Source organism: Streptomyces sp. NPDC057486, assembly GCF_042802415.1.
In the GTDB taxonomy this organism is placed as follows: Bacteria; Actinomycetota; Actinomycetes; order Streptomycetales; family Streptomycetaceae; genus Streptomyces; species Streptomyces yanii.
Genome location: NZ_JBHVEE010000114.1, coordinates 1 through 23206 on the forward strand (window position 1 = coordinate 1; position 23206 = coordinate 23206).

Sequence of the window (23206 nt, forward strand, 5' to 3'; positions counted from 1 at the left end):
GGTCTTGCTCGGCGTCGCACAGGCCGGACGCGGTTTTCCGTCCTTGAGGATCTGCGCGCTCATGGTCCCGAATTCTGGGAGGGTGGTCGGGTGGCAGGGGCGGGCAGACGGAGGGCCGGCCGAGCCGGTGGGGCACTGATGTTGGTGTCCGCGGCCGCCCTCCTGGCAGGCTGCGGTGACGGCCGCGGCGATCCGCCCTCGAAGCCGAAGGCGGGCCCCGCGATCCGCACTTGTGTCACCTCGTCCGGCGGTCTGCGGGCCGACCTGAACGGCGACGGTACGGCCGATCAGGTCTCGCGCGCCTCCCTCACCGGTGCCGGGCTCCGCATCACCTTCGGCGCGACTCACGGAGCCGGCACCTCGGTGTCTCCCCGGCAACTGGTCGGCGACCGGGGCGAAGGCGCGGTGGACGTGATGGGGGTGGTGGCCGACTTCGACCGGGACGGCTGGCTGGACCTGTTCATCGCGGCCACCGGGCCCATGCAGGGCGACGACCCGATGGAGCCGGCCGTCTCCGAACTACGCCTCGGCCCGTTCTCGGCCCGCGGACGCGGCCAGAGCGACAACCACGTCGAACTGAGCGAGCCGCGCGCCGTAGGCGTCACCGACTACAACCACGACCGGTACCCGGATCTCGCGGCCTACATATACCGGGGGGACGGCGTGTACGCCGTGCAGGCCCGCCTCGGTGGTGCGAAGGGCCTCGACCGGGAGCCGGACGACAGCAACCGGCGGTACACGGCCGAGACCGAACAGACCGGCGTGCGGATCCCGGACTCCATGCCGGACCCCGGCCTGCGGACGTTCTACCCGTCGTGCGAGGACAAGGGCCAGAGCGACAACGGCATCGCTACCGGGTAGTGGGGTGGCCCCACCACCCGGTAGGAACACCCCGGTGGAGGCGCTCCATCCCGAACGCGTACCTCACGCAGGTCCCGGAGGCAGCGGCGGCCTGACCCGTCGTACCGCCCAGGACGGACACGACAGCCGGGCCGGTTCCCGCCGGGAGAGCGACGGCGCGCGGCCCGGCTGACGTGTGCACGGGGTAGTGCGTGCGGCTACTCGTCGCCGGGCGCGGACGAGGAGTTGTACCCGGCATCCGAGCCGCCGGACGCGTCCGGGGCCGGCTCCGGGAGGCTGTAGCTGCTCAGCGACGGGCTCTTCGGATCCGGACGCACGGCGCCCAGCAGCGGATTCGACGCCAGCGGCGAGACCTTCACCTGCGACCCGGGCCGGGGCGCCTGCACCACCAGGCCGTTGCCGACGTACAGGGCCACGTGCGTGGCCTTCGGAAAGTAGATCACCAGGTCACCCGGGCGCAGCGCGTTCAGCGGTACCTTCCGCAGCTGCCGCCACTGCTCCTGCGAGGTCCGCGGAATCGTGCGCCCCGCGTTCGCCCAGGCCTGCGAGGTGAGCCCGGAGCAGTCGAACGACCCCGGACCCTCCGCGCCCCACACATACGGCTTGCCGAGCTGCCTGACCGCGTACCTCACCGCCTCGTCGCCCTCCTGGGACGGCGGCCGGGCCGAGGACAGGGCCCCCGAGGTGACCAGCGTGCCCTGGGCCTTGTCCGTGGCCTGCTGCTCCAGTCGGGACACCTTGGCGATCTGCTCGGCGGTGAGCTCGGCCAGCAGCATCTCCACCTTCCTCAGCCGCGACTGCACGGTGTCGCGCTGCTTCTTCTGCCGCGCGGCCAGCACTCGCTGCTTCTCGAGCACCTTGCGGGACGCGGAGGCCAGCCCGTCCGCGCGCTTCTCGGCGCCGGTGAGCCGCTTCACGGTCGCGGCCCGGCCGGCCGCCACCCGCCGGATCACCTGTTCCTGGTCCAGGGCGTGCTCGGGATCGCGGGACAGCATCAGCTGGACGTACGAGGAGAAGTCGGACTGCCCCTGGTACTGCTCCCGGGCCAGCCGCCCCGCGTCGTTGCGGCTGTGGCCCAGCGCGGTCCGCGCCACGACGAGAGCGGTGTCCAGCTCCTTCGCCTCCGCCTGTCTCTTCCTCAGCTTCGCCGTGGTTCCGTTGTACGCCTCGCTGGCCTCCTCGGCCTGCTGATACAGCTTCTTGAGCTCGGTCAGCAGCGCGGCGACGCTCTTCGTGGCGCGTGGCTCACGGGCGGGGCGGGGACTGCTCGGCTCCGCGGCGGCGGCGACGGCGGGTGAGGCCGCGACCACCGCGGCGAGTGCCGCCGCGCAGACGGTGCGCAGAACCCTGGACGACACGGGATCACCTCCGACAACGGGGCGATCGTGGGACTACCCCATGAGTGAGCGCAACTCGTCAATACGGTCACTCGGGCGCGGGCGATGCAAGAACCGTGCGGCGTGGCGGCACCCGGATTCGCCCGGACGGCGGGACGCCCCGCAAGGGGCCGGCGGATCACGGCCGGGGCCCTGACCCGTCGGCCCCCCGAGGTCACTTCACGGGGAACGCGTAGAACATCCGTTCCCGCTGGACGACGGCGGACTTCCCGAAGGCCAGCACCCGGTACGGGGCGGTGACCGTGGCGCCCTTCGGGTCCTGCACCCCGATGTCCTGGAACTTCCACAGTCGCCGGCCGTCCGCCGCGGCGAACGCGGTGACCTGTGCGTCTCCGGCCGCCAGCACGGTCCTGCCGCTGGAACTCACGGTGACGACCGGCGCCGATGCGCCGGGCACCGCCTCGGTGGACCGCCGCCAGCGCAGCTTTCCGGACTCCCGCTCGACCGCGCCCACTTCCTGGTTGCGGCTGGTGGTGTGCAGCAGGGCCCCGGCCGGGACCGGTGTCCCGAACACGGTCCCGGGCGTGCCGTTCAGCGTCCACTTCGGCCTGCCCGTGGGCATCTCGAACGACTGGAGGGCGTCGCCCGCCGCCGCGTACAGCAGTCCCTGGTCATCCCCGACGGCTGCGCCGTCCGGACCGACCGTGCCGAACGACTTGGTCCACAGCAGCTTCCCGCTCTTGCGGTCGAACCCGCGGAAGACCGCCTTGCCCTTGGCGGCCTTGACGTCGCCGGGGGTGAGCGTCGCGCTCTTCTGGCGTACGACGATGTCGTCGGGGCGGACGGCGATCAGCCGGTAGGCGGGGGTCGTCGATTCCCGGCCGGTGGGTACAGGGGTCCGCCACAGCTCCTTGCGCCGCACGATGTCGTACGCGAACAGGAACGACGTGACGACCTGTGTGTCCTTCCCGCGCTTCTTGCCCTTCTTCGGCTTCTCGGCCTTCACGGTGACCTTGCGCGAGCCGGTGAACCAGATCGCCGGACCGGACTGGCCGATGACGTCGGACACCGTCAGGAACGGTGCGCCCTCGAACGCGTTCTCGTACGCCACCCGGTGCGCGACCGTTCCGTCCTTCGGCGACAACCAGAGGAACTCGGACGGCCCGGCCACGAAGCAGAACGCGTCACCGGCAGCCAGGACCGCCTGCCCCTTCGCCGCGTCAGGGCACTCCCAGAGGCGGCGGCCGGTCCGCAGATCGACGGCGGAGGCCTTCGTCCCACCGGTCAGCACGAGCAGCCGGTCGTGCCAGAGCGCGGCGGTGAGCGGCGCGGGTTCGGCCTCGGGGTGCCCGTACACCCAACGCGGCTGCGGCGGCAGCCCGGCCACGGTGGGGCCGCTGGGGGACGGGGCGGGCTTGCCGTCGTCCGGGGCGTCGGAGCCGTCGGACCCGAGGGCGAGCACCCCCCCACCGCCGACGATCAGGCCGGCCGCGCCGGCTGCCGCACCGAAGAGCAGGGTGCGACGGTCGAGGGCGGCGGAGGGGGACGAGGAAGAGGAGGGCGCGGGTGCGGGCGTGGGCGTCACGGGCGGCGGGGCGGTAATTGCCGCTGCCGGGGCCGGGAGCGGGTGCGGTACGAGCGGTGCGACGGGCGGCAGGATGACGGGCAGCCGGTCGGGGGGACCGGTCCGTTCACGCGGGATGGACAGCTGGGTGGTCGGCCGGTCGGGCTCCGGGGCGCGGGGGCTGCCGACGCTTCCGATCCGGGTGGTCCGGGTGTCCTCTCCGAGGCCGCCGTCGCCGGGCGCGCCGGTGGCGGGGCTGTCGGGCGTGGCGTCGGCAGGTTCGGTGAGAGACCCGCGCGGGGCTGTGCCGCCGGGGTTGTCCGCAGGCTCGTCGGCCGCCCCTTCGGACACCAGCTCCCTGACGCGGGACTCCTGTTCCGCAAGCGTCTTCGACAGATGCTCCGGCAGCCAACCGCCCCTCGCGAGGCCCGCCGCGCCCTCCAGCGCCAGTTCCGCCGCCACCGTCCCGGAGCTCGGCCGCTCGGCCGGGTCCTTGGTCAGGCAGCGCGCGATCAGCCCGCGCAAGTCCTCCGGGACCGCGCCCAGTTCCGGCTCGGCGTGGGCGATCCGCTCGGCGGCCTCCGCCGCCGGGCCGTCCGCGAGCGGGGTCGTGCCGGTCGCCGCGTACGCCAGCAGCAGACCGAGCACGAAGAGGTCGGAGGCCGGTCCTGCCGTCTCGCCCTCGACCTGCTCCGGGGTGAGATATCCGAGCCGCACGGAGAGCTGCCCGCCCGTTCTGGCCTCGGCATCGGCAGCAGCGCCCAGCGGGCCGAAGGCCGTGAGCCGCGGTCCGTCCCCGGTCAGCAGCACGGTCCCCGGGGCGAGCCCCTCCAGCACGGCCCCGGTGGCGTGCACCCGGGAGAGCGTCTCGGTGATACCCGCACCCAGTATCCGCACGGCACGCTCGGGGAGGGGCCCCGCGGCGTCGATCGCCTCGGCGAGCGTCAGCGCCGGTACGTACGCCACGGCCGTCCACAGCTCCCCACCGTCCGTCCGGGTGGCGAGCTGCGGCTGGACCCAGCCACCCGCCAGCCGGTCCGCGGTGCGTGCCTCCGCCTCGAAGCGGCGGCGGAAGGCGGGCAGTGCGGCAAGCTCGGGCCGGGCCGCGGTGATCACGACGGTGTGGTCCGCGGTGCCGTCGGCGGTGTCGGCCGCGCTCGCGTCGTGCGCGAGGTACTGGACAGCGCTCGCCGTCTCGCGGAACCGCGCCAGCACGGTGTACGGACCGAAGCGGCGTGGATCGTCCTGACGCAGCGCCTCCATGGCGCACCCCCTTGTGACCGTTCTCGTGACCATGGATCCGTCGATCCTAAGGGCTGTCCCGTAATCCCTGGTGGATCAGCGCGCGGCGTCGGATGCGGTGCATCTCAAGGCGGAGGAGCGTCCTCGTACCGGGTGTATTCGGCGTTCCGGCAACGCGGCGAGGTGCCGTGGCCGTCGTCGTGCGCCCGCCGGGGATCACGGGACAGCCCTTGGGGGATCCGGCAATCGAGAGGCGGTCGACGCACCCCGCCCGGACCGGCGGGTCAGCTCGGCTTCGACCAGGGCCATTTGAGAGTGTGACGCTCGCGGCCCTCGGGGGCGTACTCGTACACCCAGCCGCGCTGCACACCCAGCCGCTTGGAGTATCCGGCCGGGACCCGCCGGTACGCGTACACGGTGGCCGGCCCGCCGTCGGCGTCCGGCACCGGGACCTCGTACCACTTGGGCGGATGGCCGGTCGAGCCGACGAGGACGGGGAGGACCCGCCCGTCCAGTGGGCCGCCCCTGAAGGCGGTGTTCTCGCTTCTCACCTCCCCAGTCTGACCCAGGGTGTGTTCCGGGGCTCAGTCCGGCGGCAGCAGGTGGGCCGCCCCGCCGACCACGGGGACCAGCCGGGCCGCCAGCTTCCCGGCAGGACCGGATGCGGTCTCCAGCGACAGCAGTGCGGCCACCACGGACGCCGTCTCCCCGTCCGTTGCCGCGGTGGCCGCGAGCAGGGCGATCAACTGGTCGACCAGCCAGTCGCGCAGCTCGTCGGCGTCGGGCTGTTTCCCCTCGTCCAGCCAGATCAGCGAGGCCGCTTCGACGGCTGCGATCCAGGTCCGCACCAACATCCGCAGCCGGGGACCGGGCGCACATCCGTCTCCCCGGCCCAGATGCAACAGGATCTGTTCGGCCGCCGCCCGCCGCACCTCGTCGACGATCGCCGTCGTCCGGGACGTCTCGGCGACGCTTCCGCCGCGCAGCAGGGCGCTGAACCCGGTGTCGTGCTCGTCGACGAACCTGAGGTAGCGGCCGAGCACTCGCGTCACCCGTTCCGTGGGCGGGCCCTCGGCCGGCTCGGCGAAGCAGAGTTTCAGTTCGTCCGCCGCGGACCGGAGCGCCGACTCGTACAACTGCTGCCGCCCACCGGGGAAGTAGCGGTAGACGAGCGGACGGGAGACACCGGCGACCGCCGCGACCTCGTCGAGCGAGACCTCGTCCGGCGCCCGGTGCGCGAACAGGGTGAGGGCGGTGCCCAGGAGTTGCGTGCGACGCTCCTCGACGCTGAGCCTTCGGTACGCGCGGTTCGGCGGGGCTGCGGCGGCAGAGGTCATGCCTCGAAGCCTAAGGGCTGTCCGGCGGGTCCCGGCGTGATCCGCCGGACACCCCTGCGGCGCTTCCTCCGCCGGGAAGGCGGCTCAGGCCAGCAGACCCGAGCTCTTCCACAGCTTGCGCCCCACCCCGCTCAACACGCCGATGTCGTCGAGGAAGTCCGTCAGCCGCTTCGCACCCGACTGCATGACCTCCGCCCGGTGGCCGCTCGCCTTCACCTGGGCGACGGCCTCGCGGCGGTCCAGGCCGACGTTCTCGTACACCTGCGGGTTGATGAAGCAGACGGAGAAGACGCGCGCCGCCTCCCCGCAGCTCAGCCGGGTGAACTCGCGCTCCCAGCGAGGTGCCGTGACCATCTGGCGGCGCAGCTCCTCGCGGGCGTAGCGCACATGCCGTGCCTCCTCGACCACATGGATACGGGTCACACCGCGCACCAGCGTCTGGACGCGCTCGTCCGGGAACGTCAGCCGCTGCATCCAGTCGAGGATCTCCTCGCCGAGCAGGGTCGCGGCGAACGAACCGGGCGTCGTGGACACGGTCTTCAGCACCCGCGCGAGGTTGTGGTAGACGCGCGGTACGGGATAGCTGGGCGCCTGCCCCCACTGGATCATGCGGCCGAACATCATCGAGTGCCGGCACTCGTCGGCAATCTCGGTCAGCGCGTAACGGACATGATTGCTGGTCACCGGCTTGTCGTAGATGTGCCGGACCAGCAGCTGCATCAGGATGATCTCGAACCAGATGCCGAGCGAGGCCAGCGACGCCGCCTCGTGCCGGGCCAGGTCCATCCGCTGCTCCTCCGACATCTTCCGCCACAGCGGGGTGTCGTAGAGGGAGACGAGCTCGGGCGGCCAGAACCACTTGCCGTCCTCGACCGCCGCGTCCCAGTCGAGTTCGGTGTCCGGATCGAAGGAGTGCTTGGCCGAGGACTCGAGGAGGCGCTCGGCGATCTGCTCGCGGTCCGGGAGCGGGCCGAGTGCGTCGCGGAGCACCTGCACGTCGCGTTCGGTCACTGTCGTCATGGCTGGGGGCACCTCACACGTGGGTTACCGAGGGTCACTTCTTATGAGACTGCTTGTCAGTAAGGCAGTCAATCCCTCGCGCGCGACTTGTTGACCCGGCGTCTACCAACGTGTGAACCTGCCAACTGACCCAACCGCAGCGGAACTTGTCCGAGCATGTGAGGCGAAGGAGCCGTCCGTGTCGACACACGACCTCTACACCACCGCCCCCGACACGCCCCTGTGGCAGGTGCCCGCCTCCGGCGCCGCCCGCTTCAGCTGGGACTACGACGACGGCCGTGAGCGCCTTCTCGCCCTCTACCAGAAGGGCAAGGACAAGCAGTGGGACGGCAACAAGCGCATCGACTGGTCCCTGGAGGTCGACCCCGCCGACTCGCTGGGCACCCCCGACGAGGCCCTCACGCTGTACGGCACCCCGCACTGGGCCAAGATGACCGAGAAGGACCGGGGCGAACTGCGCAAGCACTACACCTCGTGGCAGTTCAGCCAGTTCCTCCACGGTGAACAGGGCGCGATGGTCTGCGCGGCCCGGATCGTGGAGTCCGTCCCCGACCTGGACGCGAAGTTCTACTCCGCCACCCAGACCATGGACGAGGCCCGGCACGCGGAGATATACGGCCGGTTCCTGCACGAGAAGGTGCAGATGCTCTACCCGATCAACGACAATCTCCAGGGCCTGCTCGGCGACACCCTGCGCGACTCCCGCTGGGACATGCCCTACCTGGGCATGCAGGTCCTGATCGAGGGCCTGGCGCTGGCTGCGTTCGGCATGATCCGCGACACCACGACCAAGCCGCTGCCCAAGCAGATCCTCGCCTACGTCATGCAGGACGAGGCCCGGCACGTCGCCTTCGGCCGGATGGCGCTGCGCGACTACTACAAGCAGCTGAGCGACGCCGAACTGCGCGAGCGCGAGGAGTTCGTCATCGAGGGCTGCTATCTGATGCGCGACCGTCTCAGCGGCGTCGAGGTGCTGGAGAACTTCGGCATAGGCAAGCAGGAGGCCAAGGACCTCTCCGAGCACTCGGAGTACCTGCAGCTCTTCCGCAAGTTGCTGTTCAGCCGGATCGTGCCGTGCGTCAAGGACATCGGTCTGTGGGGCGAGCGGCTGCAGAAGGCGTACGTCGACATGGGCGTCTTCGAACTCGGCGACTCCAACCTCGACCTGCTCATGGCCCAGGACGAGGAGATAGCCGAGCAGCTGGACCGGGACCGGTTCGCGGCGGAGGAGCAGGCGCGGGTCGCGGAGGTCGAGGAGGCGATGGCGGAGGGCGCTGCGCAGCAGTAGTGCTGCGACCGGCCCGGTGCGAAGGTCTTCGACGGCCGGCGCTCAGAGGCCGGCCGCGAAGCCGCACACCGGCTCCGCCACCCGCGCCCGAGCCTCCGGCGGCGTGGCGTGCGTCGCCGCGATGCCCACGGCGGTGACGCACGCCTCCGGGCCTCGGCAGAGGGCTTCGTCGGCGTCGACACGACCCGCGCCGTCACCGGCGGGGTCGTCGAGCGCCAGGTCGCGCCGCCGAGCCGGATCAGCCGGCGGCGGACACCGCCCGCGTCCGTGCCGATTCGCGCACGCCGATCGGCGATCAGTCCGCGGCCGGGGCGGGCGCCGGGAAGCTGGTCCGTAGCGTGAACGCCCTTTCCGTCGGGCCGTGTTCGCGCAGGATCCGCAGGCGCTCCTCGGCGTCCTGCACCGTCGGGCGCTCGCCCGCCGGAACCCACCACAGTGCGGTCATCGCCTCCTCCACCCGCTCGAACCATTCGCGGCGCCGGGCGAGGAGTTCGCGATGCTGCCCCTGGTACATGAAGGCCGTCAGTGCGTCCGTGTCGCGCCACACCGACATGTTCACGATCAACCAGGAGTCTCCGAAAACCGGTACGTCGGTGGCGTTCCCGGTTTCGCTCTGCAGCCTCCAGACGAACCCCGCGGCCCGGTCGGCGACCGCGTTGACCGGATCGAGGGCGTCGACAAAGTCTTTCAACTCGGGTGAGTCCAGGGGGAATCTGAGCCGGGCGATGTTCACCTGGGCGAGTTCGTGGCCGTTCTCCGATGTCATGGATGTCATGGCCGCACAGTAATCAGCGTGTGCCGCGCCGTAGGGGCCGTTCCGAGCCGCGAGACGGCCCGGCCGGTGGTGCGCCCCTGCGCGCCGTCAGCCCCGCAGCGCCGCCTCCATGACGGCCCGGGCGATCGGCGCCGCGCTGCCGCCTCCGCTGATGTCCGCCCGCTTCGCGGCGGCGTCCTCGACGACCACCGCGACCGCGACCGCCGGCCGGCTCGCGTTCGGCGCCTGTGCCCAGGAGATGAACCAGGCGTACGGGGTACCGGAGTTGTCGATGCCGTGCTGAGCGGTGCCGGTCTTGCCGCCGACCGTCGCCCCGTCGATCGCGGCATTGGTCCCCGTGCCCTGCTCGACGACGTCGATCATCATCTGTCGCAGCTGCGTCGCCGTCCGCGGGCTCATCGCCTGGTGGTAGGAGCGCGGGCCGTTCTGATGGACGGTGGTGCCGCTCCTGGTCGTCGTACGGTCCACCAGATACGGGTACTTGAGGTCACCGCCGTTCGCGACGGCCGACGCCACCATGGCCATCTGCAGCGGTGTCGCCGTCGTGTTGAACTGTCCGATCGACGACAGGGCCAGCTGGTCGTTGCTCATATCGGTGTCGAAGTTGCTTCTGGCCACGCCGGACGGGATCCTCAGCCCGCTGTCGTTGAAGCCGAAATTCCGCGCCGCCTTCACCATCCCGTCGAGTCCGACGTCCACCCCCAGATGGGCCATCACGGTGTTGCACGACACCCGGATCGCCTCGGCGAGCGACGCGTACTCGCAGCCGCGTGCCTCATTGGGGAGCGTGGTGCTGGTCCCCGGCAGGACGTACGGGGACGGGGTGTCGGTCTCCGCATAGGGGTCCTCGACCACATTCGCGTCGAGCGCCGCAGCCGCCGTCACGATCTTGAAGGTGGAGCCCGGCGGATAGGTCTGCCGGATCGCCCGGTTGAGCATCGGCTGGCTCCTCGCCCTGTTGAACTGCCGCCAGGCGTCGGTGACCGACGAACCGGTGCCGGAGAGCCGTTCGGGGTCGTACGAAGGGGTCGAGACCAGCGCCAGGATCTTGCCGGTCGACGGTTCGAGGGCGGCGACCGCACCCCGCCGCCCGCCGAGCCCGGCGTACGCGGCGCGCTGCATGGAGTCCTTGACGGTCGTGGCGACGTTGCCGCCGGGCTGCCGGCTGCGGGTGATCTCGTCCCACAGCGGCAGCGGGGCGAGCAGCGGATCGGTGCCGGAGAGGATGTCGTCCTCGGCGTTCTCGATGAGCGTCGTGCCGTACGTCTGCGAGGCGTACCCGGTCACCGGCGCGTACAGCGGCCCGTCGGTGTAGGTGCGCTCGTAGGCGAGCTGCTCGTCCGTGTTCTTGGAGCCGGTGACCGATTTCCCGCCGACCAGGATGTTGCCCCGCTGCTGGTCGTAGCGGTCGATCGTCCGGCGGCGGTTGGCGGGGTTGTCGTCCAGTCGGTCCGCCTGGAAGACCTGGATGCGGGCGGCGTTCAGCAGCAGCGCCATGAGCAGCAGCAGGCAGAACGCGGCGGCCCGCCGGATGTAGCGGATCACGACGGGTCCTCCACGATCGGTGCCATGTCCCCGGTCTCCACGTGGTCGGGGTGGGGGGTGCGGGCGAGGTCGCTGATCCGGATGAGCAGCGCCACGATGATCCAGTTGGTCACGACGGACGAACCGCCCTGGGCGAGGAACGGCATCGCCATGCCCGTCAGCGGGATCAGTCCCATCACGCCACCCGCGATCACGAACACCTGGAGGGCCAGGATCGAGGCGAGCCCGATCGACAGCAGCCGCCCGAAGGGGTCTCGCAGGGCGAGCCCGGCCCGGTAGCCGCGGGCGACCAGCAGCGCGTACAGCAGGAAGATCGCGGTCAGCCCGGAGAGCCCCAGTTCCTCGCCCGCCGTGGCCAGGATGAAGTCGGACTTGGCGGCGAAGCCGATGAGGATGGAGTGGCCGAGTCCGAGCCCGGTGCCCAGCATCCCGCCCGCGGCGAACGCGAAGAGCGACTGGGCGAGCTGGCTCGGTCCCTCGCCCGCGTCGATGGAGGCGAACGGATCGAGCCAGTCCTGCACCCGGCTGTGCACATGCGGCTCGAAGGAGCCGACGGCGAACGCGCCGACGGCGGCGAGCAGCAGCCCCACCGCGATCCACCCGGTCCGGCCGGTCGCCACGTACAGCATGATCACGAAGAGGCCGAAGAAGAGCAGCGACGTCCCCAGATCGCGCTCGAGGACCAGCACCCCGACACTGAGCAGCCAGATCGCCACGATCGGGCCGAGCACCCGGCCGGTGGGCAGTTGGAGTTTCCAGATCCTGCGCCCCGTGTAGGCGAGCGCGTTGCGGTTCGCGGAGAGGTAAGCGGCGAAGAAGACGGCGAGCAGGATCTTGGCGAACTCGCCCGGCTGGAAAGAGAATCCGCCGATCCGGATCCAGATCTTGGCGCCGTTCACCGCGGGGAAGAAGATCGGCACGATCATCAGGACGAGCGCGGCGGCGACCGACAGGTACGCGTACCGCTGGAGCACCCGGTGGTCGCGGAGGAAGACGACGACCACGATGAAGAGCGCGACCCCGAGCGTCGACCAGATCAGCTGGGTGGGCGCCGCCTGGTCCTTCGGGGTCTCCAGGTCGAGCCGGTAGATCAGCACCAGCCCGAGGCCGTTGAGCAGGACGGCGATGGGGAGCAGCAGCGGATCGGCGTGCGGGGCACGGAAGCGGACGGCGAGATGGGCGAGGAGTGCGAGCAGCCCGAGGCCGGCACCGTAACCGGCGACATCGGGCGGGATCGCGTGGTCGTGCGCGAGGCCGACGGCGGCGTAGCCGTAGACGGAGATGAGGACGGCTCCGACGAGGAGCGCGAGCTCGACCCCGCGCCGCTTCGGCAGGCGTAGCTGCGGCGGGGGCGCGTCCGTCCTCGTTGCGGTCATGCCCCGCAACGTAGCAAGAGGTGCACCATATTCCCCTTATGTCAGTTAATTTCCCTTACGTCGCCTCTGTCTGGTCGTCATGGCCGGGCGGTTCGCCGCCGTCGAGCTGCACGTACTCCGGGAGCGTCAGCCGCGCCACCGCCCCGCCGTCCTCCGCGTTGGCGAAGACGAGCTCGGCGCCGATGACCGCCGACTGCCCGACGGCGATGGTCAGTCCGAGCCCGTGGCCCTTGCCGCTGCCCTCGGTACGGAACCGCTGAGGACCACCGGCCAGCAGATAGTCCGGGAACCCCGGACCGTGATCGCGTACGGTCACCACCGGCCCGTCGACCGTCACGACCACCGGCGGCCGGCCGTGCTTGTGCGCATTGGCGATCAGATTGCCGAGGACCCGCTCCAGCCGCCGCTTGTCGGTCTCCACCCGTACGGGCCTCGCCCCGGTTCCGGCTTCCGCCCCCAGGACGCGGACCTCGGTCTCCGTTCCCGAGGCGCCCGCCACGCGAACGGCGAGCGGAGCCAGTTCGTGAACCGCGAGATCGACCTCTTCCGTTTGGGCGTCGAGCCGGGAGATCTCCAGCAGATCCTCCGTCAGCGCCCGCATCGTCCGCACCCGGTCCCGCACCAGCTCGGCCGGGCGGCCCGCCGGCAACAGCTCGGCCGCGGCCGAGAGGCCGGTCAGCGGGGTGCGCAGCTCGTGCGCCACATCGGCGGTGAAGCGCTGCTCGGCCAGCAGCTTGCGCTGGAGCGTGGACGCCATGGTGTCCAGCGCACCGGCGACGATCGCCACCTCGTCCTGCGGGCGCGACGGGTCCCGGGTGCGGGGATCGTCGACGCGGGCGTCGAGATCGCCCGCACCGATCCGGCGGGCCACCCGGGCGGTCTGGTGCAGCCGACGGGTGACCCGGGTGACGGCGAACGCGCCGACCAGCAGCGTGGCGCCGATCGCGAGCAGCGAGGAGCCGACGATCGCCCGGTCGAGGCTGTTGATCACGTGGGCACTCTGGCTGTAGTCGACCGCGGTGGCCAGCGCGCGGCCGTCGGCCGGGCCTGCCGCCCACATGGTCGGACGCCCGTGGCGGCGGGCGACGAGCGTGCCCTGACGCCCGCTCACGGCGAGGGCGCGCAGGGACGCGGGCAGCCCGGGCGGATCGATACCGGAACCCGGAGGGAGCTCCTCGCCCGCCTTGTACGCCGCGGTGACGTCGTCCAGCCGGGAGAGCGCCTCGGTGCGGGCCTCGGCGACCGTCTCCCGGGTCACCGCGGTGTGCACCAGCGCGCCCAGCAGCGCGGCGAGTGCGCAGCACATCACGGTGATGAACACCGCCGCCTTCCAGGTGAGCGTCGCGGTCCACGCGGGCGCGCGCAGTCTCCGTCGCCTCATCGCCGCCCCGCGGAGGCCGTGACCGTCGGCGGCGCCATGGTCGGTTCGGGACTCGGCTCCGCGCTCGGCCGGCCGCTGGGCGCCGTCTCCGGCGCCTTCCGCAGGATCTCGTCCCGCGTCGGCAGCATCGCGCGCTGGTGGTCGTCCCAGGACCAGGCCGTCCGGTATTCGTATCCGGCGATCGTCGACGGCACTCGCATGATCACGTCCGACCCGGCCAGCTCCACGCTGATCACGGAGTCCGAGACGGCCATGATCCGGGTCAGCCCGCCCGCCTCCGCCATGTAGACGCGCACGGAGAGCCGCCCGTCGCTCCGCCGCACGCCGAGCACCATGTCGTCCCTGCCGTCGCCCGTCAGATCGCGGTAGTACGGCTGCAGGACCGGGCAGGCGGCCGGCGCGGTGCGGCACGCGGTGATCTTCCGGACCGTGTCCGCGGGGAGCTCGTCCGAACCGCTGGACCGGCTGGTGGTGGCCAACAGGTCGGCCTGCACCACGGCGACCGGGTCCACCTCGTGCACATCGTCGTGCGGGACCGTGATCCCGAGGATGCGCGCCGTCGCGCCCTCGCCGTAGTCGTACGGGGCGGCGGTGGCGGGCGGCAGCTGCGGCCAGAGCCGGGCGGGCCCGATGGCGGTCGGGGCCCTTCCGGCACTCCTCAGCTCGCCGCCGGCGCCGCAGCCGGCCAGCAGCGCGGTGCCGAAGCCGGCCGCGAGAGCCGCCTTCGCGCGGCGCGAAGCCCGGCGATGCGGGCGCATGACTCCCTCCCTTCCCGGACGTCCGAGGTCATGGGTCTGACGACCCGTGCCCCATCGACCTTATGTGGAAGGGAGTCTCTTATGCCCTTTTGCTGCCGGTGCTGCCGGAGGTGTATCAGCGCTGGTAGGGGTTCTGTCCGTCCTGGGCATACCCCGGCTGCTGCTGGGCCTGTCCGAACGGGTTGCCGTCCTGCGACGCCACGTGCTGCGCCAGCAGTTGGTCGGCCTGTTCCTTCGGGATTTTCTGCTCCCCGCCGCAGAACGTGCACTGCGTCGCGTACTTCGTCGAGAACGGGAACAGGGGCACGAAGAACAGCGTGAACTTCGTGACCCGCTTCCGCAGTGTGTGCGCGGACGGATTGCCGCACCAGCCGCAGACCAGAGTCAGAATGGCCAGTTGGTACAGATAGCCTCGCGTACCAAAAATGATCATGTCGTGGGCCCCTTCCCCGTTACTTCGTGAAGCGCTCGCCGGCAGAGCACCAGCAGCTTTTCGTCCTCGCATGTGTCGTGGCTGCCGTACCCGCCGTCCATGGCGTTGTGACGTCGTACGGAGGCGAGTTCGGCGCGCAGCACATGTGCCGCATCCGACCCTGCACCAGCAACACCCATCAGCGCCAGGCATTCCGCCACCCGGACCCTGACATGACGGTTCTTCTCCCAAGCGGCCAGCATGACCGGTACGGACTCCTCGGACCGCCCCGTCACCTCCCACAGCGCGATCGCCGCATCCACCCGCAGCCACAGCTCGTCGTGGAGCAGCAGTGCCCGCAGCCGGGGTGCCGCCGCGGCCGCGTGCGCACCCAGTCCGCCCAGCGCGCTCACCGCCGAGCGCCGCTCGTGCGCGTGCTCCGCCCCCAGGCCCTCGATCAGAACCGGCAGCACGGCCTCCGCGTCCCCCTCGACCGCCCAGAGCGCCTGAGCCGCTTCCGTCGCCGCCGGGGTCCCCGGGCGGCGGATCAGCGCCCGCAACTCCGGGACGGCGCACCGGGCGGCGGGACCGAACGAGCCGAGTGCCCGCAGTGCCGAGGTCCGCAGCCACTCCCCGCGGTACTCCGGCGCCCCGCGCAGCACCCGCAGCACCTCCGGGGCCGCCTCGCCCGCCCGCAGCGCGGTCAGCCCGCCGAGCAGCGGACTCGCCCGGTCGTACACCCCTTCGTCGAGATCGAGCAGGCCCAGCCTGCGCCGCAGCACTCCGGCGAGCGGGGCCGCGGCCGCGCCCAGATGGCCGATGGCGAACCCCACGTCGTGCGGCACCTCGGGCCGCTCCAGCGCTGCGGCCAGCGCGGGCACCGCACGGGCGTCACCCAGCCGGGCCAGCGCCTTCACCGCGCTGCCGAGCCCCGGCGGCTCGCTCTCCCACTCCTTCACCCAGGACCCGGGATCCGACGCCACCCGCGCAGCCAGCGCGTCCGCGGCGGGCGCGGCCAGCCCGAACAGATCCTCCAGCATGTGCGAGGCGGCCTCGGCCAGCCGCGGCTCGGGGTCCGCGAGTTGAGCACCCACGAGGCGGACCAGCTCCTCGTACGAGCCCCGCCAGGCCCGTATCAGCCCGCTGCTCATCCGTACCGCATCGATGCGCTGCCAGCGGTCGGGGCTGCTCAGCTGGTCGATCAGCAGCGCGCTCCGGTCGGCAACCCGGTCGTCGAGCCCGACATGCAGCGTCCGCAGCAGATCCGCCGTCCAGGGGGCGCTGCGCCCGGCGGATTCCGCCGCGGACAGTGCCCGCACCTGCCCCACCAGGGTCACCGGCGCACCCCGCTCCTCGGCGGGTTCGCCCGGGCCCGGCTCGTCGACCTGTGCGGCAGTGCCCACCGGGTCCGGCACGCCGACCGATGTGCCGGGTGTCGAGCGCAGCTCGGCCAGCAGCCCCGCCACCATCCCTACGACATCGCCCGGCAGCGCGTCCGGCGCGCAGCGGGCCAGCTGGGCGAGGGCAGCCAGCCGCAGCGCCGGGGCGTACGCCTCCGCGGCGAGGCGGCTCAGCCAGTCCGCCGCCTGCCCGGCCAGCGGGCGGTTCCGCAGCGCGACCCGACCCGCCGCCTCCACGAGCGCGAGCCGCACCTCCTCGTCCGGCTCCACCGGCAGCCGCTCCCGCAGCAGCGCGAGGACCCGCACCGGGTGGCTGTGCAGCGTGGCGAGTGCCAGTGGCGCGGCGAGTCGTACCCCCGGGTCCTCGTCGGCGATGAGCTCGAAGAACGCCCCGGCGCCGGCGGTGACGGCCGACGCCGCCATCGCGTAGTTCGCCGCGTCCTCGATCTCCTCCTCGTCGGTCTCCTCCTCGTCGAACTCCTCGTCGTCGTCCTCGTCCAGATCGATGCCGCCGATGCTGGTCAGCAGCTCGACGATGCTGCCCCGGTCGTGGATCCCCGGGTCCACGACCAGCTCGAAGAGGAAGGGAATGCAGGCGAGTGTGCAGGCGTACACATCCCCCTGGTGGTGAACGGCCCCGTACATACCGTCCAGCGCCTGTTCGCGCTCCGCCGGATCGGCGGACGCGAGCCCCCGGAGCAGGCCCGGCACGTCGTCGGCAGGCCCGTAGGCATGCTCCATCGAGGCCCAGTCGACCTCGTCGATCCCAGCCAACATGCCATCGCCTCCCCGCGGATTCACGTGATTGCAGTGCCTGCGCAGAGTGTGCACCACGGCCCGGGCAATCCACCCGCCACATGCAGCCTTCTTCTCGCAGGCATGACAGCGGCCGGATGCGTGCGCCACGACCCGGGCATCAGGGCAGCGGCCGGGCCCGGTTCGGATTGATGAGCGGGCCGAGCAGATCCCCGTACCGCGCCAGCCGCCCGGCCATGTCGTCGGCCAGAAAGACCAGCTCGGCGGGGCTCCGGCAGCCCTCGATCTCGGCCCAGGCGACGGGCGCGGACACGGTCGGCTCGGCCCTGGCGCGCAGGGTGTACGCGGTGGCGGTGGTCTTCGCCGCCGCGTTCTGACTGAAGTCGACGAACACCTTCCCGGGCCGCAGCGCCCGCGTCATCCGGTGCACCACCAGCTCCGGAAGATCCCGCTCCGCCTCCACCGCCAGCTGTTTGGCGTACGCCGACACCCGGTCGGAGGAGGCCGGCTCCAGTGGTACGAGAACATGCAGCCCCTTCGATCCGGAGGTCTTCCCGTACGCGAGCAGCCCGTCCGCCGCCAGCCGGTCGCGCAGCCACAGGGCCACCGCGCAGCACTCCACGACGGTTGCCGGAGCCCCCGGATCGAGGTCGAACACCATCCGGTCGGCGATGCCCGGGCTGTCGGCCTGCCACTGCGGCGTATGGAACTCCACCACCAGGTTCGCCGCCCACATCAGCGACGCCAGATCCTGGATGAGCACCTGTCCGGCCTGCTGTGCCATGTGCCGCGGCACCTCGGCGACCCGTACCCAGGACGGGGTGCCCGGCGGGGGGTTCTTGGTGAAGAACCGCTGCCCGTCCGGCCCGTCCGGATAGCGCAGGAAGGACACCGGCCGGTTGTGCAGATGCGCGAGCAGGGCCCCCGCCGCCGTCGCCGCGTAATAGTGCAGCACCTCGCCCTTGGTGGTCCCGGTGGCCGGATACAGAACCTTGTCGAGATTGCTGAGCGCCAGGCGCCGCCCCTCCACCTCTGTGATCGGCGTCATACGATAAGAATCACATGAATTCGTGATCAAAAGTGATCTATCGGTATCTCCAGGAACAAAGGGGTGAACGGTGAGGTCCATCTGGAACGGCGCGATCTCCTTCGGGCTGGTCAGCATCCCCATCAAGCTGGTCAACGCCACCGAGAGCCACTCGATCTCCTTCCGCCAGATCCACCTGGCCGACGGCGGCCGGATCCGCTACCGGAAGGTCTGTGAAATCGACGAGCAGGAAGTGACAGCCTCCGAGATCGGCAAGGGGTACGAGGACGCGGACGGCTCGATCATCCCGATCACCGACGAGGACCTCGGCTCGCTCCCGCTCCCCACCGCGAAGACGATCGAGATCGTCGCCTTCGTGCCCGCCACCGAGATCGACCCGCTCCAGATGGACACGGCGTACTACCTCTCCGCCAACGGAGTCCCCGCCGCCAAGCCGTACACGCTGCTGCGCGAGGCGCTGAAGCGGAGCCAGAAGGTGGCCGTCGCCAAGTACGCGCTCCGCGGCCGGGAACGGCTCGGCATGCTGCGCGTCGTCGACGACGTGATCGCGATGCACGGCCTGCTCTGGCCCGACGAGATCCGCGCCACCGACGGTGTGGCCCCGGAGACCGACGTCACGGTCCGCGAAGCCGAACTCGACCTGGCCGACGCGCTGATGGCCACTCTCGGCGAGGTCGACATGGACACCCTCCACGACGACTACCGCGAGGCGGTCGAGGCGCTGATCGCCTCGAAGGTCTCCGGCGAGGCACTCGAACCGGCAGCGTCCGGCGACACCGGCGGCGGCAAGGTCATCGACCTGATCGCGGCGCTGGAGAACAGCGTCCGGGCGGCGAAGAAGGCCCGCGGCGAGGAGGCGGAGGAGGCGGAGGAGTCCGAGAGCGCACCGGTGGCCGAGGTGACGTCGCTCGCCGGCCGCAAGAAGAGCGGCGGCACCGGCGCGAAGAAGAAGGCCTCCGCGACCGCCGCGCCCCGGAAGACCACCGCGAAGAAGTCGACGCCGGGCAGAGCCCCGGCGAAGAAGACCGCCGCGCGGTCGACCACGAAGTCGACCGCGAAGACGGCGACGAAGAAGACCACGAAGACGACGGCCAAGAAGGCAACACCCAAGAAACGCGCATCGGCCTGACGGGACACCGGCAGTCACTGCGTCTGCCCGCGGCGACGTGGCGCTGCCGACCTGTCCGAAGGGGCTGCCACACGGGACTGCCCCGGAGCCGAAGCCCCGGGGCAGTCATCGCATCGAGCCCGTGCCTCAGTGCCGGCGGTACGAGTTCACGTATCCGGCTGCCGGAGTCCCGACCCCCGTCACGTCGTCGTATCCCCTGACCGCCTTCAGCGAGGCGTCCTTGCCGAGGCTGCGCACCGACGTCAGCAAGCCGTCCGCCGCGTCGGCGCCGTTGGCGAAGTCGACGCGGGCGACCGCGAGGTCACGGTCGGCACCCAGCGGGTGGTCGGTGACGTCGTGGTACGCCGTCGAGCCGTACCGGGCGTAGATCGCCGGGTTGGCGAAACCGAGCGGGCCGCCGTGCCGGGCCTGCTGCGCGAGCGCCTGGACGCCCGCGATGACCGGCGCCGCCAGCGACGTACCGCCGATGCGGTACTCGTCGTAGCCGAGGGAGCCGTCGGGCAGTGTCTGCGTCTGGCCGACCAGGAAGCCGGTGTTCGGGTCGGCGACGGCCGCGATGTCCGGGGCCGTGCGCATCCGCTTCTTCCCGTTCGCCTGCGCGAGCGAGTCCGGGACCACGCCGCGCTGGTAGAACGGCTGCTTCACGGTCGAGCTGGTGCCGCCGCCCGCGCCCGAGGTGTACGCGCCGGGGAAGCCGGTCCAGCTCTTGCCGTCGGTTGCGAGGTTCGCCTTCAGCGTGCCCCAGCCGGTTTCCCACTGGTACGTGTCGTGCTTGCCGACGGCCAGTGAGGTTCCGCCGACCGATGTCACCCACGCGGAGTTGGACGGGACGTCGATCTGCTTCGTGCCGGTGGACGCGACGTTGTCGCCGTCGTCGCCGGACGAGAAGTAGAAGCCGATGCCCTCGACCGCACCCATCTTGAAGACCTGGTCGTACGCGGCCGCGACGTCCGGTGTCTCGTTGGCCTCGATGTCGCCCCAGGAGTTGGAGACGATGTCGGCGAGCCGGTGGTCGACGATCTTGTTGAGCGAGTCCAGCAGGTCGGCGTCATAGCAGGACGCGCCGCCCACGTAGACGATGTCGGCGGAGGGCGCGACCGCGTGCACGGCCTCGACGTCGAGGGTCTCCTCGCCGTACCAGCCGGAGGCCCCGCACTCCTCGGTCTTCGTGTAGTCGTCCGGCAGGACCTGGCTGAGCTGGCCGCGCCTGTACGGGGCGTCACCGTTGCGCGCGGCGTACTCGGCGGCGTCCTTCGCGATGGTCGGCGAGGCGTACGCGTCGGTGATCGCGACGGTCACGCCCTTGCCGGTCCAGCTGCCCGCACCGTAGGCGGCACGCAGCTGCTTGCCGGTGTAGCCCTTGATCGCGTACGGCACCTTGGAGCCGTAGGCGCTCGGCAGCGTCGAGGCCGTCCTGGAGCCGAAGTACGAGGAGAACGGACCGGAGTTGCGGAACACCGCGTCCGGCGGCGGCAGCGTCTCGTCGTGGCTCGACTTGTGCGGCGCGTTGTCCAGACCGGAGACGGCGAGGACGGCGTCGCTCAGCGCGGCCGGGACGGAGGCCGTGGAGGACGGGGCGCGGTAGGTCCGGCTGCCCTTGCGGTAGTTGCGCAGCTGGGTGCTGAACGCCTTCTCGGCCGCGGCGACGTCACCGGTGGCGGAGACGTAGTGCTGATGGGCGCCGGTGACGGTCAGACCGCTCGACTTCAGCCACTGGACCACCTGGTCGATCTGCTGCTGGGTCGCCCCGAACCGGGCCTGCGCCTCCTTGGCGCTCAGGTACTTCCCGTACGAGGGGGACGCCGGGTCGGACACGGCGGCTGCGTAGGCCGTCAGTCCCTTCGCGTCCCGCCCGGCCAGATGGACCCGGACGCTCACCTTTCCGCTGTCGGCGGTGGCGCCCTGGTCGGCCTTGGCCGTGGCCCAGACCGGCTTGCTGCCCTGCAGAGCGTCGCGACCCGCGGGTGCGGAGTCCGCGCTGGCGGACGGTATGCCGAGCGCGAGTGCACCGGCGAGCAGCGGCAGTGTCGCTGCCATGCTCAGACCGGCGCGACGCCTGGCGCGACTGGTTCTCATGTAACCCCCTGCGATGTGGGTCTTCGCGTGCGGAGCATGTGCCGGATGATGTGCACATGTAAGCCGCCACTCTGGCGAGGAACCCTTTACGTAAGGGGCATGCATTCGCCAAGAAACTGTCAAGAGAGGGCGAATGAAGGGAAGTTCAAGGTGAATGGTCGGAAATGCGTGCGACCGGGAGGGCGCTGCTCCGACCGCCTCCGCCCGGTTGTCTGCGCGCGTCCACCCGGAAATCGGCCATCCACGAACGGCCCGTCGAAGAGCCCCCTGGCTGCGCCGTCAGTAGACTGAGAGGCGCCGCGACTGGCGCGCATCCCGGCAGGGGTGCTCCGTGGAACCGACCACGAGGAAGCGGCACACTCCGGGCCCGCCCGGAGGCGTCACCGCCGGAGAGCCGTCCGCCTGGGCATCCGGGTCCACGCCGCAGCAATGCGCCAGACCCGGGAGGATCCCGTGACGACACCCGAGAACCGCCGCCCCGCACTCACCGCCACCGACCCGGAGCTCGCCGCCCTCGTCACCGCGGAGGAGCGGCTCCAGGCCGACACCCTGCGCCTGATCCCCAGTGAGAACTACGTCTCCGCAGCCGTGCTGGAGGCCTCCGGCACGGTGCTCCAGAACAAGTACTCCGAGGGCTACCCCGGCAAGCGGTACTACGAGGGCCAGCAGATCATCGACCAGGTGGAGACGGTGGCCGTCGAACGGGCCACATCCCTTTTCGGCATGGACCACGCCAATGTGCAGCCGTACTCCGGCTCGCCCGCCAACCTCGCGGTGTACCTGGCTTTCCTGCAGCCGGGCGACACCGTGCTCGGCATGTCGCTGCCGATGGGCGGCCACCTCACCCACGGCTGGGGCGTCTCCGCGACCGGCACATGGTTCCGCGGTGTGCAGTACGGCGTCCGCCGCGACACCGGCCGTATCGACCTGGACGAGGTCCGCGACCTGGCCCTCGCCGAGCGCCCCAAGGTGATCTTCTGCGGCGGTACGGCAGTGCCCCGGGAGATCGACTTCCCCGGCTTCGCCGAGATCGCCGAGGAGACCGGCGCGGTCCTGGTCGCCGACATCGCGCACATCGCGGGCCTGATCGCGGGCGGCGCCCACCCCTCGCCCGCCCCGTACGCCGACGTGGTCTCCACCACCACCCACAAGACCCTGCGCGGCCCGCGCGGAGCGATGCTGCTGAGCCGGGCGGAGCACGCCCGCGCCATCGACCGCGCCGTCTTCCCGGGCCTCCAGGGCGGCCCGCACAACCAGACGACGGCGGCGATCGCGGTGGCCCTAAAGGAGGCCGCGACCCCCGGCTTCAGCGCCTACGCCCACCAGGTCGTCGCCAACGCCCGTGCCCTGGGGGAGGAGTTGGCCTCCCGCGGCTTCGACCTGGTCTCCGGCGGCACGGACAACCACCTCCTGCTGATCGACCTCACCGGCAAGGGCGTACCCGGCAAGATCGCGGCGAAGGCCCTGGACCGGGCCGGCATCGTCGTCAACTACAACGCCGTCCCGTACGACCCCCGAAAGCCGTTCGACCCGTCCGGCATCCGCATCGGCACCCCCGCCCTGACCTCCCGCGGGATCCCCGCCTCCGAGATGGGCACGGTCGCGGAGTGGAGCGACCGCGTGGTCGTGGCGGCGCGCACCGGTGACGAGACCGTGGTGGAGAAGGTGCGCGCAGAGGTGAGGACCCTGATGGACGCGTACCCGGCGCCGGGGCTGCCGGTGGGCTGATCAGGGCCCGGCCGTTCTGCCGGAGGTCCGGCGTCTGCGACGGAACGGCCGAATCCGCCCCTTGCCGGGGCACCGCGTTCCACCGGTTCCGCCTGGGATCGACGGTGATGCGGGGCAGGGCCCATCCGGGGGCGGCGTGTCCGACCCCGGATGGACCGCTTCCGCGAGTGGGG

At 71.4% G+C, this 23206-nt stretch carries 18 protein-coding genes; 4 read left to right on the forward strand and 14 right to left on the reverse strand.

Features of this window, described 5'->3' with window-relative positions:
* Positions 1-138: 138 nt before the first annotated feature.
* Entirely contained in the window at positions 139-861 is a 723-nt protein-coding gene (locus ACFU6I_RS36230; protein WP_384374899.1) for an FG-GAP repeat domain-containing protein, read from the forward strand.
* A gap of 197 nt (positions 862-1058) precedes the next feature.
* Here the strand turns inward: ACFU6I_RS36230 and ACFU6I_RS36235 are convergent, their stop codons facing one another.
* The 5 genes from ACFU6I_RS36235 to ACFU6I_RS36255 all read right to left on the reverse strand — a co-directional run bounded on the left by ACFU6I_RS36235 (position 1059) and on the right by ACFU6I_RS36255 (position 7361).
* Positions 1059-2219: an NlpC/P60 family protein gene (locus ACFU6I_RS36235; RefSeq protein ID WP_384374902.1), complete on the reverse strand. Its 1161-nt coding sequence runs from the start codon at positions 2217-2219 to the stop codon at positions 1059-1061.
* Positions 2220-2412: 193 nt separating this feature from the next.
* A complete protein-coding gene (locus ACFU6I_RS36240; RefSeq protein WP_384374904.1) occupies positions 2413-5025 on the reverse strand; it encodes a PQQ-binding-like beta-propeller repeat protein in 2613 nt (870 codons plus the stop codon).
* A 263-nt stretch (positions 5026-5288) separates the two neighbouring features.
* Complete coding sequence (locus ACFU6I_RS36245; protein ID WP_384374906.1) at positions 5289-5555, reverse strand: hypothetical protein; 267 nt, start codon at positions 5553-5555, stop codon at positions 5289-5291.
* Positions 5556-5588: 33 nt separating this feature from the next.
* A complete protein-coding gene (locus ACFU6I_RS36250) occupies positions 5589-6341 on the reverse strand; it encodes a TetR/AcrR family transcriptional regulator (protein ID WP_384374909.1) in 753 nt (250 codons plus the stop codon).
* Between the two features lie 84 nt (positions 6342-6425).
* Positions 6426-7361, reverse strand: a complete 936-nt coding sequence (locus tag ACFU6I_RS36255; RefSeq protein WP_384374912.1) for a diiron oxygenase — start codon at positions 7359-7361, stop codon at positions 6426-6428.
* Positions 7362-7539: 178 nt separating this feature from the next.
* Here ACFU6I_RS36255 and ACFU6I_RS36260 point away from each other — a divergent pair, with 178 nt between their 5' ends.
* The gene (locus ACFU6I_RS36260) at positions 7540-8649 is read left to right on the forward strand and encodes a ferritin-like domain-containing protein (RefSeq protein WP_384374915.1); all 1110 of its coding nucleotides are present in this window, start codon (positions 7540-7542) and stop codon (positions 8647-8649) included.
* A gap of 295 nt (positions 8650-8944) precedes the next feature.
* Here the strand turns inward: ACFU6I_RS36260 and ACFU6I_RS36265 are convergent, their stop codons facing one another.
* The 8 genes from ACFU6I_RS36265 to ligD all read right to left on the reverse strand — a co-directional run bounded on the left by ACFU6I_RS36265 (position 8945) and on the right by ligD (position 18100).
* Complete coding sequence (locus ACFU6I_RS36265) at positions 8945-9424, reverse strand: DUF3291 domain-containing protein (protein WP_384374918.1); 480 nt, start codon at positions 9422-9424, stop codon at positions 8945-8947.
* Positions 9425-9511: 87 nt separating this feature from the next.
* Positions 9512-10969 (reverse strand): peptidoglycan D,D-transpeptidase FtsI family protein, encoded by a 1458-nt coding sequence (locus ACFU6I_RS36270; RefSeq protein WP_384374921.1) that lies wholly within the window; start codon positions 10967-10969, stop codon positions 9512-9514.
* Positions 10966-12345 (reverse strand): FtsW/RodA/SpoVE family cell cycle protein, encoded by a 1380-nt coding sequence (locus ACFU6I_RS36275; RefSeq protein ID WP_384374924.1) that lies wholly within the window; start codon positions 12343-12345, stop codon positions 10966-10968. The genes ACFU6I_RS36270 and ACFU6I_RS36275 overlap by 4 nt, the downstream gene beginning before the upstream one ends.
* 55 nt (positions 12346-12400) lie before the next feature.
* Positions 12401-13726: an ATP-binding protein gene (locus ACFU6I_RS36280; RefSeq protein WP_384374927.1), complete on the reverse strand. Its 1326-nt coding sequence runs from the start codon at positions 13724-13726 to the stop codon at positions 12401-12403.
* Positions 13723-14484: a hypothetical protein gene (locus ACFU6I_RS36285; RefSeq protein ID WP_384374930.1), complete on the reverse strand. Its 762-nt coding sequence runs from the start codon at positions 14482-14484 to the stop codon at positions 13723-13725. The genes ACFU6I_RS36280 and ACFU6I_RS36285 overlap by 4 nt, the downstream gene beginning before the upstream one ends.
* A 115-nt stretch (positions 14485-14599) precedes the next feature.
* Positions 14600-14917: a zinc-ribbon domain-containing protein gene (locus ACFU6I_RS36290; RefSeq protein ID WP_345510338.1), complete on the reverse strand. Its 318-nt coding sequence runs from the start codon at positions 14915-14917 to the stop codon at positions 14600-14602.
* Positions 14914-17073: a HEAT repeat domain-containing protein gene (locus tag ACFU6I_RS36295; protein ID WP_384374933.1), complete on the reverse strand. Its 2160-nt coding sequence runs from the start codon at positions 17071-17073 to the stop codon at positions 14914-14916. Before ACFU6I_RS36295 ends, ACFU6I_RS36290 begins: the two co-directional genes overlap by 4 nt.
* Positions 17074-17212: 139 nt before the next feature.
* Positions 17213-18100: a non-homologous end-joining DNA ligase gene (gene ligD / locus ACFU6I_RS36300; protein ID WP_384374936.1), complete on the reverse strand. Its 888-nt coding sequence runs from the start codon at positions 18098-18100 to the stop codon at positions 17213-17215.
* A gap of 70 nt (positions 18101-18170) precedes the next feature.
* On the opposite strand from ligD, the gene ACFU6I_RS36305 reads away from it, so the two are divergent.
* Complete coding sequence (locus tag ACFU6I_RS36305) at positions 18171-19229, forward strand: Ku protein (protein ID WP_384374939.1); 1059 nt, start codon at positions 18171-18173, stop codon at positions 19227-19229.
* 126 nt (positions 19230-19355) lie between these two features.
* On the opposite strand, the gene ACFU6I_RS36310 is transcribed toward ACFU6I_RS36305, so the two are convergent.
* A complete protein-coding gene (locus tag ACFU6I_RS36310) occupies positions 19356-21305 on the reverse strand; it encodes a protease pro-enzyme activation domain-containing protein (RefSeq protein WP_384374942.1) in 1950 nt (649 codons plus the stop codon).
* Between the two features lie 429 nt (positions 21306-21734).
* On the opposite strand from ACFU6I_RS36310, the gene glyA reads away from it, so the two are divergent.
* The gene (gene glyA, locus ACFU6I_RS36315; RefSeq protein ID WP_384374945.1) at positions 21735-23033 is read left to right on the forward strand and encodes a serine hydroxymethyltransferase; all 1299 of its coding nucleotides are present in this window, start codon (positions 21735-21737) and stop codon (positions 23031-23033) included.
* The last annotated feature ends 173 nt before the right edge of the window (positions 23034-23206 follow it).

What these genes read in the sequence shown, in the direction of transcription:
- ACFU6I_RS36230 (WP_384374899.1), top strand. Translation starts at nt 139, where the DNA reads ATGTTGGTGTCCGCGGCCGCCCTCCTGGCAGGCTGCGGTGACGGCCGC.
- ACFU6I_RS36240 (WP_384374904.1), bottom strand. Translation starts at nt 5,025, where the DNA reads ATGGAGGCGCTGCGTCAGGACGATCCACGCCGCTTCGGTCCGTACACC.
- ACFU6I_RS36250 (WP_384374909.1), bottom strand. Translation starts at nt 6,341, where the DNA reads ATGACCTCTGCCGCCGCAGCCCCGCCGAACCGCGCGTACCGAAGGCTC.
- ACFU6I_RS36255 (WP_384374912.1), bottom strand. Translation starts at nt 7,361, where the DNA reads ATGACGACAGTGACCGAACGCGACGTGCAGGTGCTCCGCGACGCACTC.
- ACFU6I_RS36265 (WP_384374918.1), bottom strand. Translation starts at nt 9,424, where the DNA reads ATGACATCCATGACATCGGAGAACGGCCACGAACTCGCCCAGGTGAAC.
- ACFU6I_RS36275 (WP_384374924.1), bottom strand. Translation starts at nt 12,345, where the DNA reads ATGACCGCAACGAGGACGGACGCGCCCCCGCCGCAGCTACGCCTGCCG.
- ACFU6I_RS36280 (WP_384374927.1), bottom strand. Translation starts at nt 13,726, where the DNA reads ATGAGGCGACGGAGACTGCGCGCGCCCGCGTGGACCGCGACGCTCACC.
- ACFU6I_RS36285 (WP_384374930.1), bottom strand. Translation starts at nt 14,484, where the DNA reads ATGCGCCCGCATCGCCGGGCTTCGCGCCGCGCGAAGGCGGCTCTCGCG.
- ACFU6I_RS36290 (WP_345510338.1), bottom strand. Translation starts at nt 14,917, where the DNA reads ATGATCATTTTTGGTACGCGAGGCTATCTGTACCAACTGGCCATTCTG.
- ACFU6I_RS36295 (WP_384374933.1), bottom strand. Translation starts at nt 17,073, where the DNA reads ATGTTGGCTGGGATCGACGAGGTCGACTGGGCCTCGATGGAGCATGCC.
- ligD (WP_384374936.1), bottom strand. Translation starts at nt 18,100, where the DNA reads ATGACGCCGATCACAGAGGTGGAGGGGCGGCGCCTGGCGCTCAGCAAT.
- ACFU6I_RS36310 (WP_384374942.1), bottom strand. Translation starts at nt 21,305, where the DNA reads ATGAGAACCAGTCGCGCCAGGCGTCGCGCCGGTCTGAGCATGGCAGCG.
- glyA (WP_384374945.1), top strand. Translation starts at nt 21,735, where the DNA reads ATGCGCCAGACCCGGGAGGATCCCGTGACGACACCCGAGAACCGCCGC.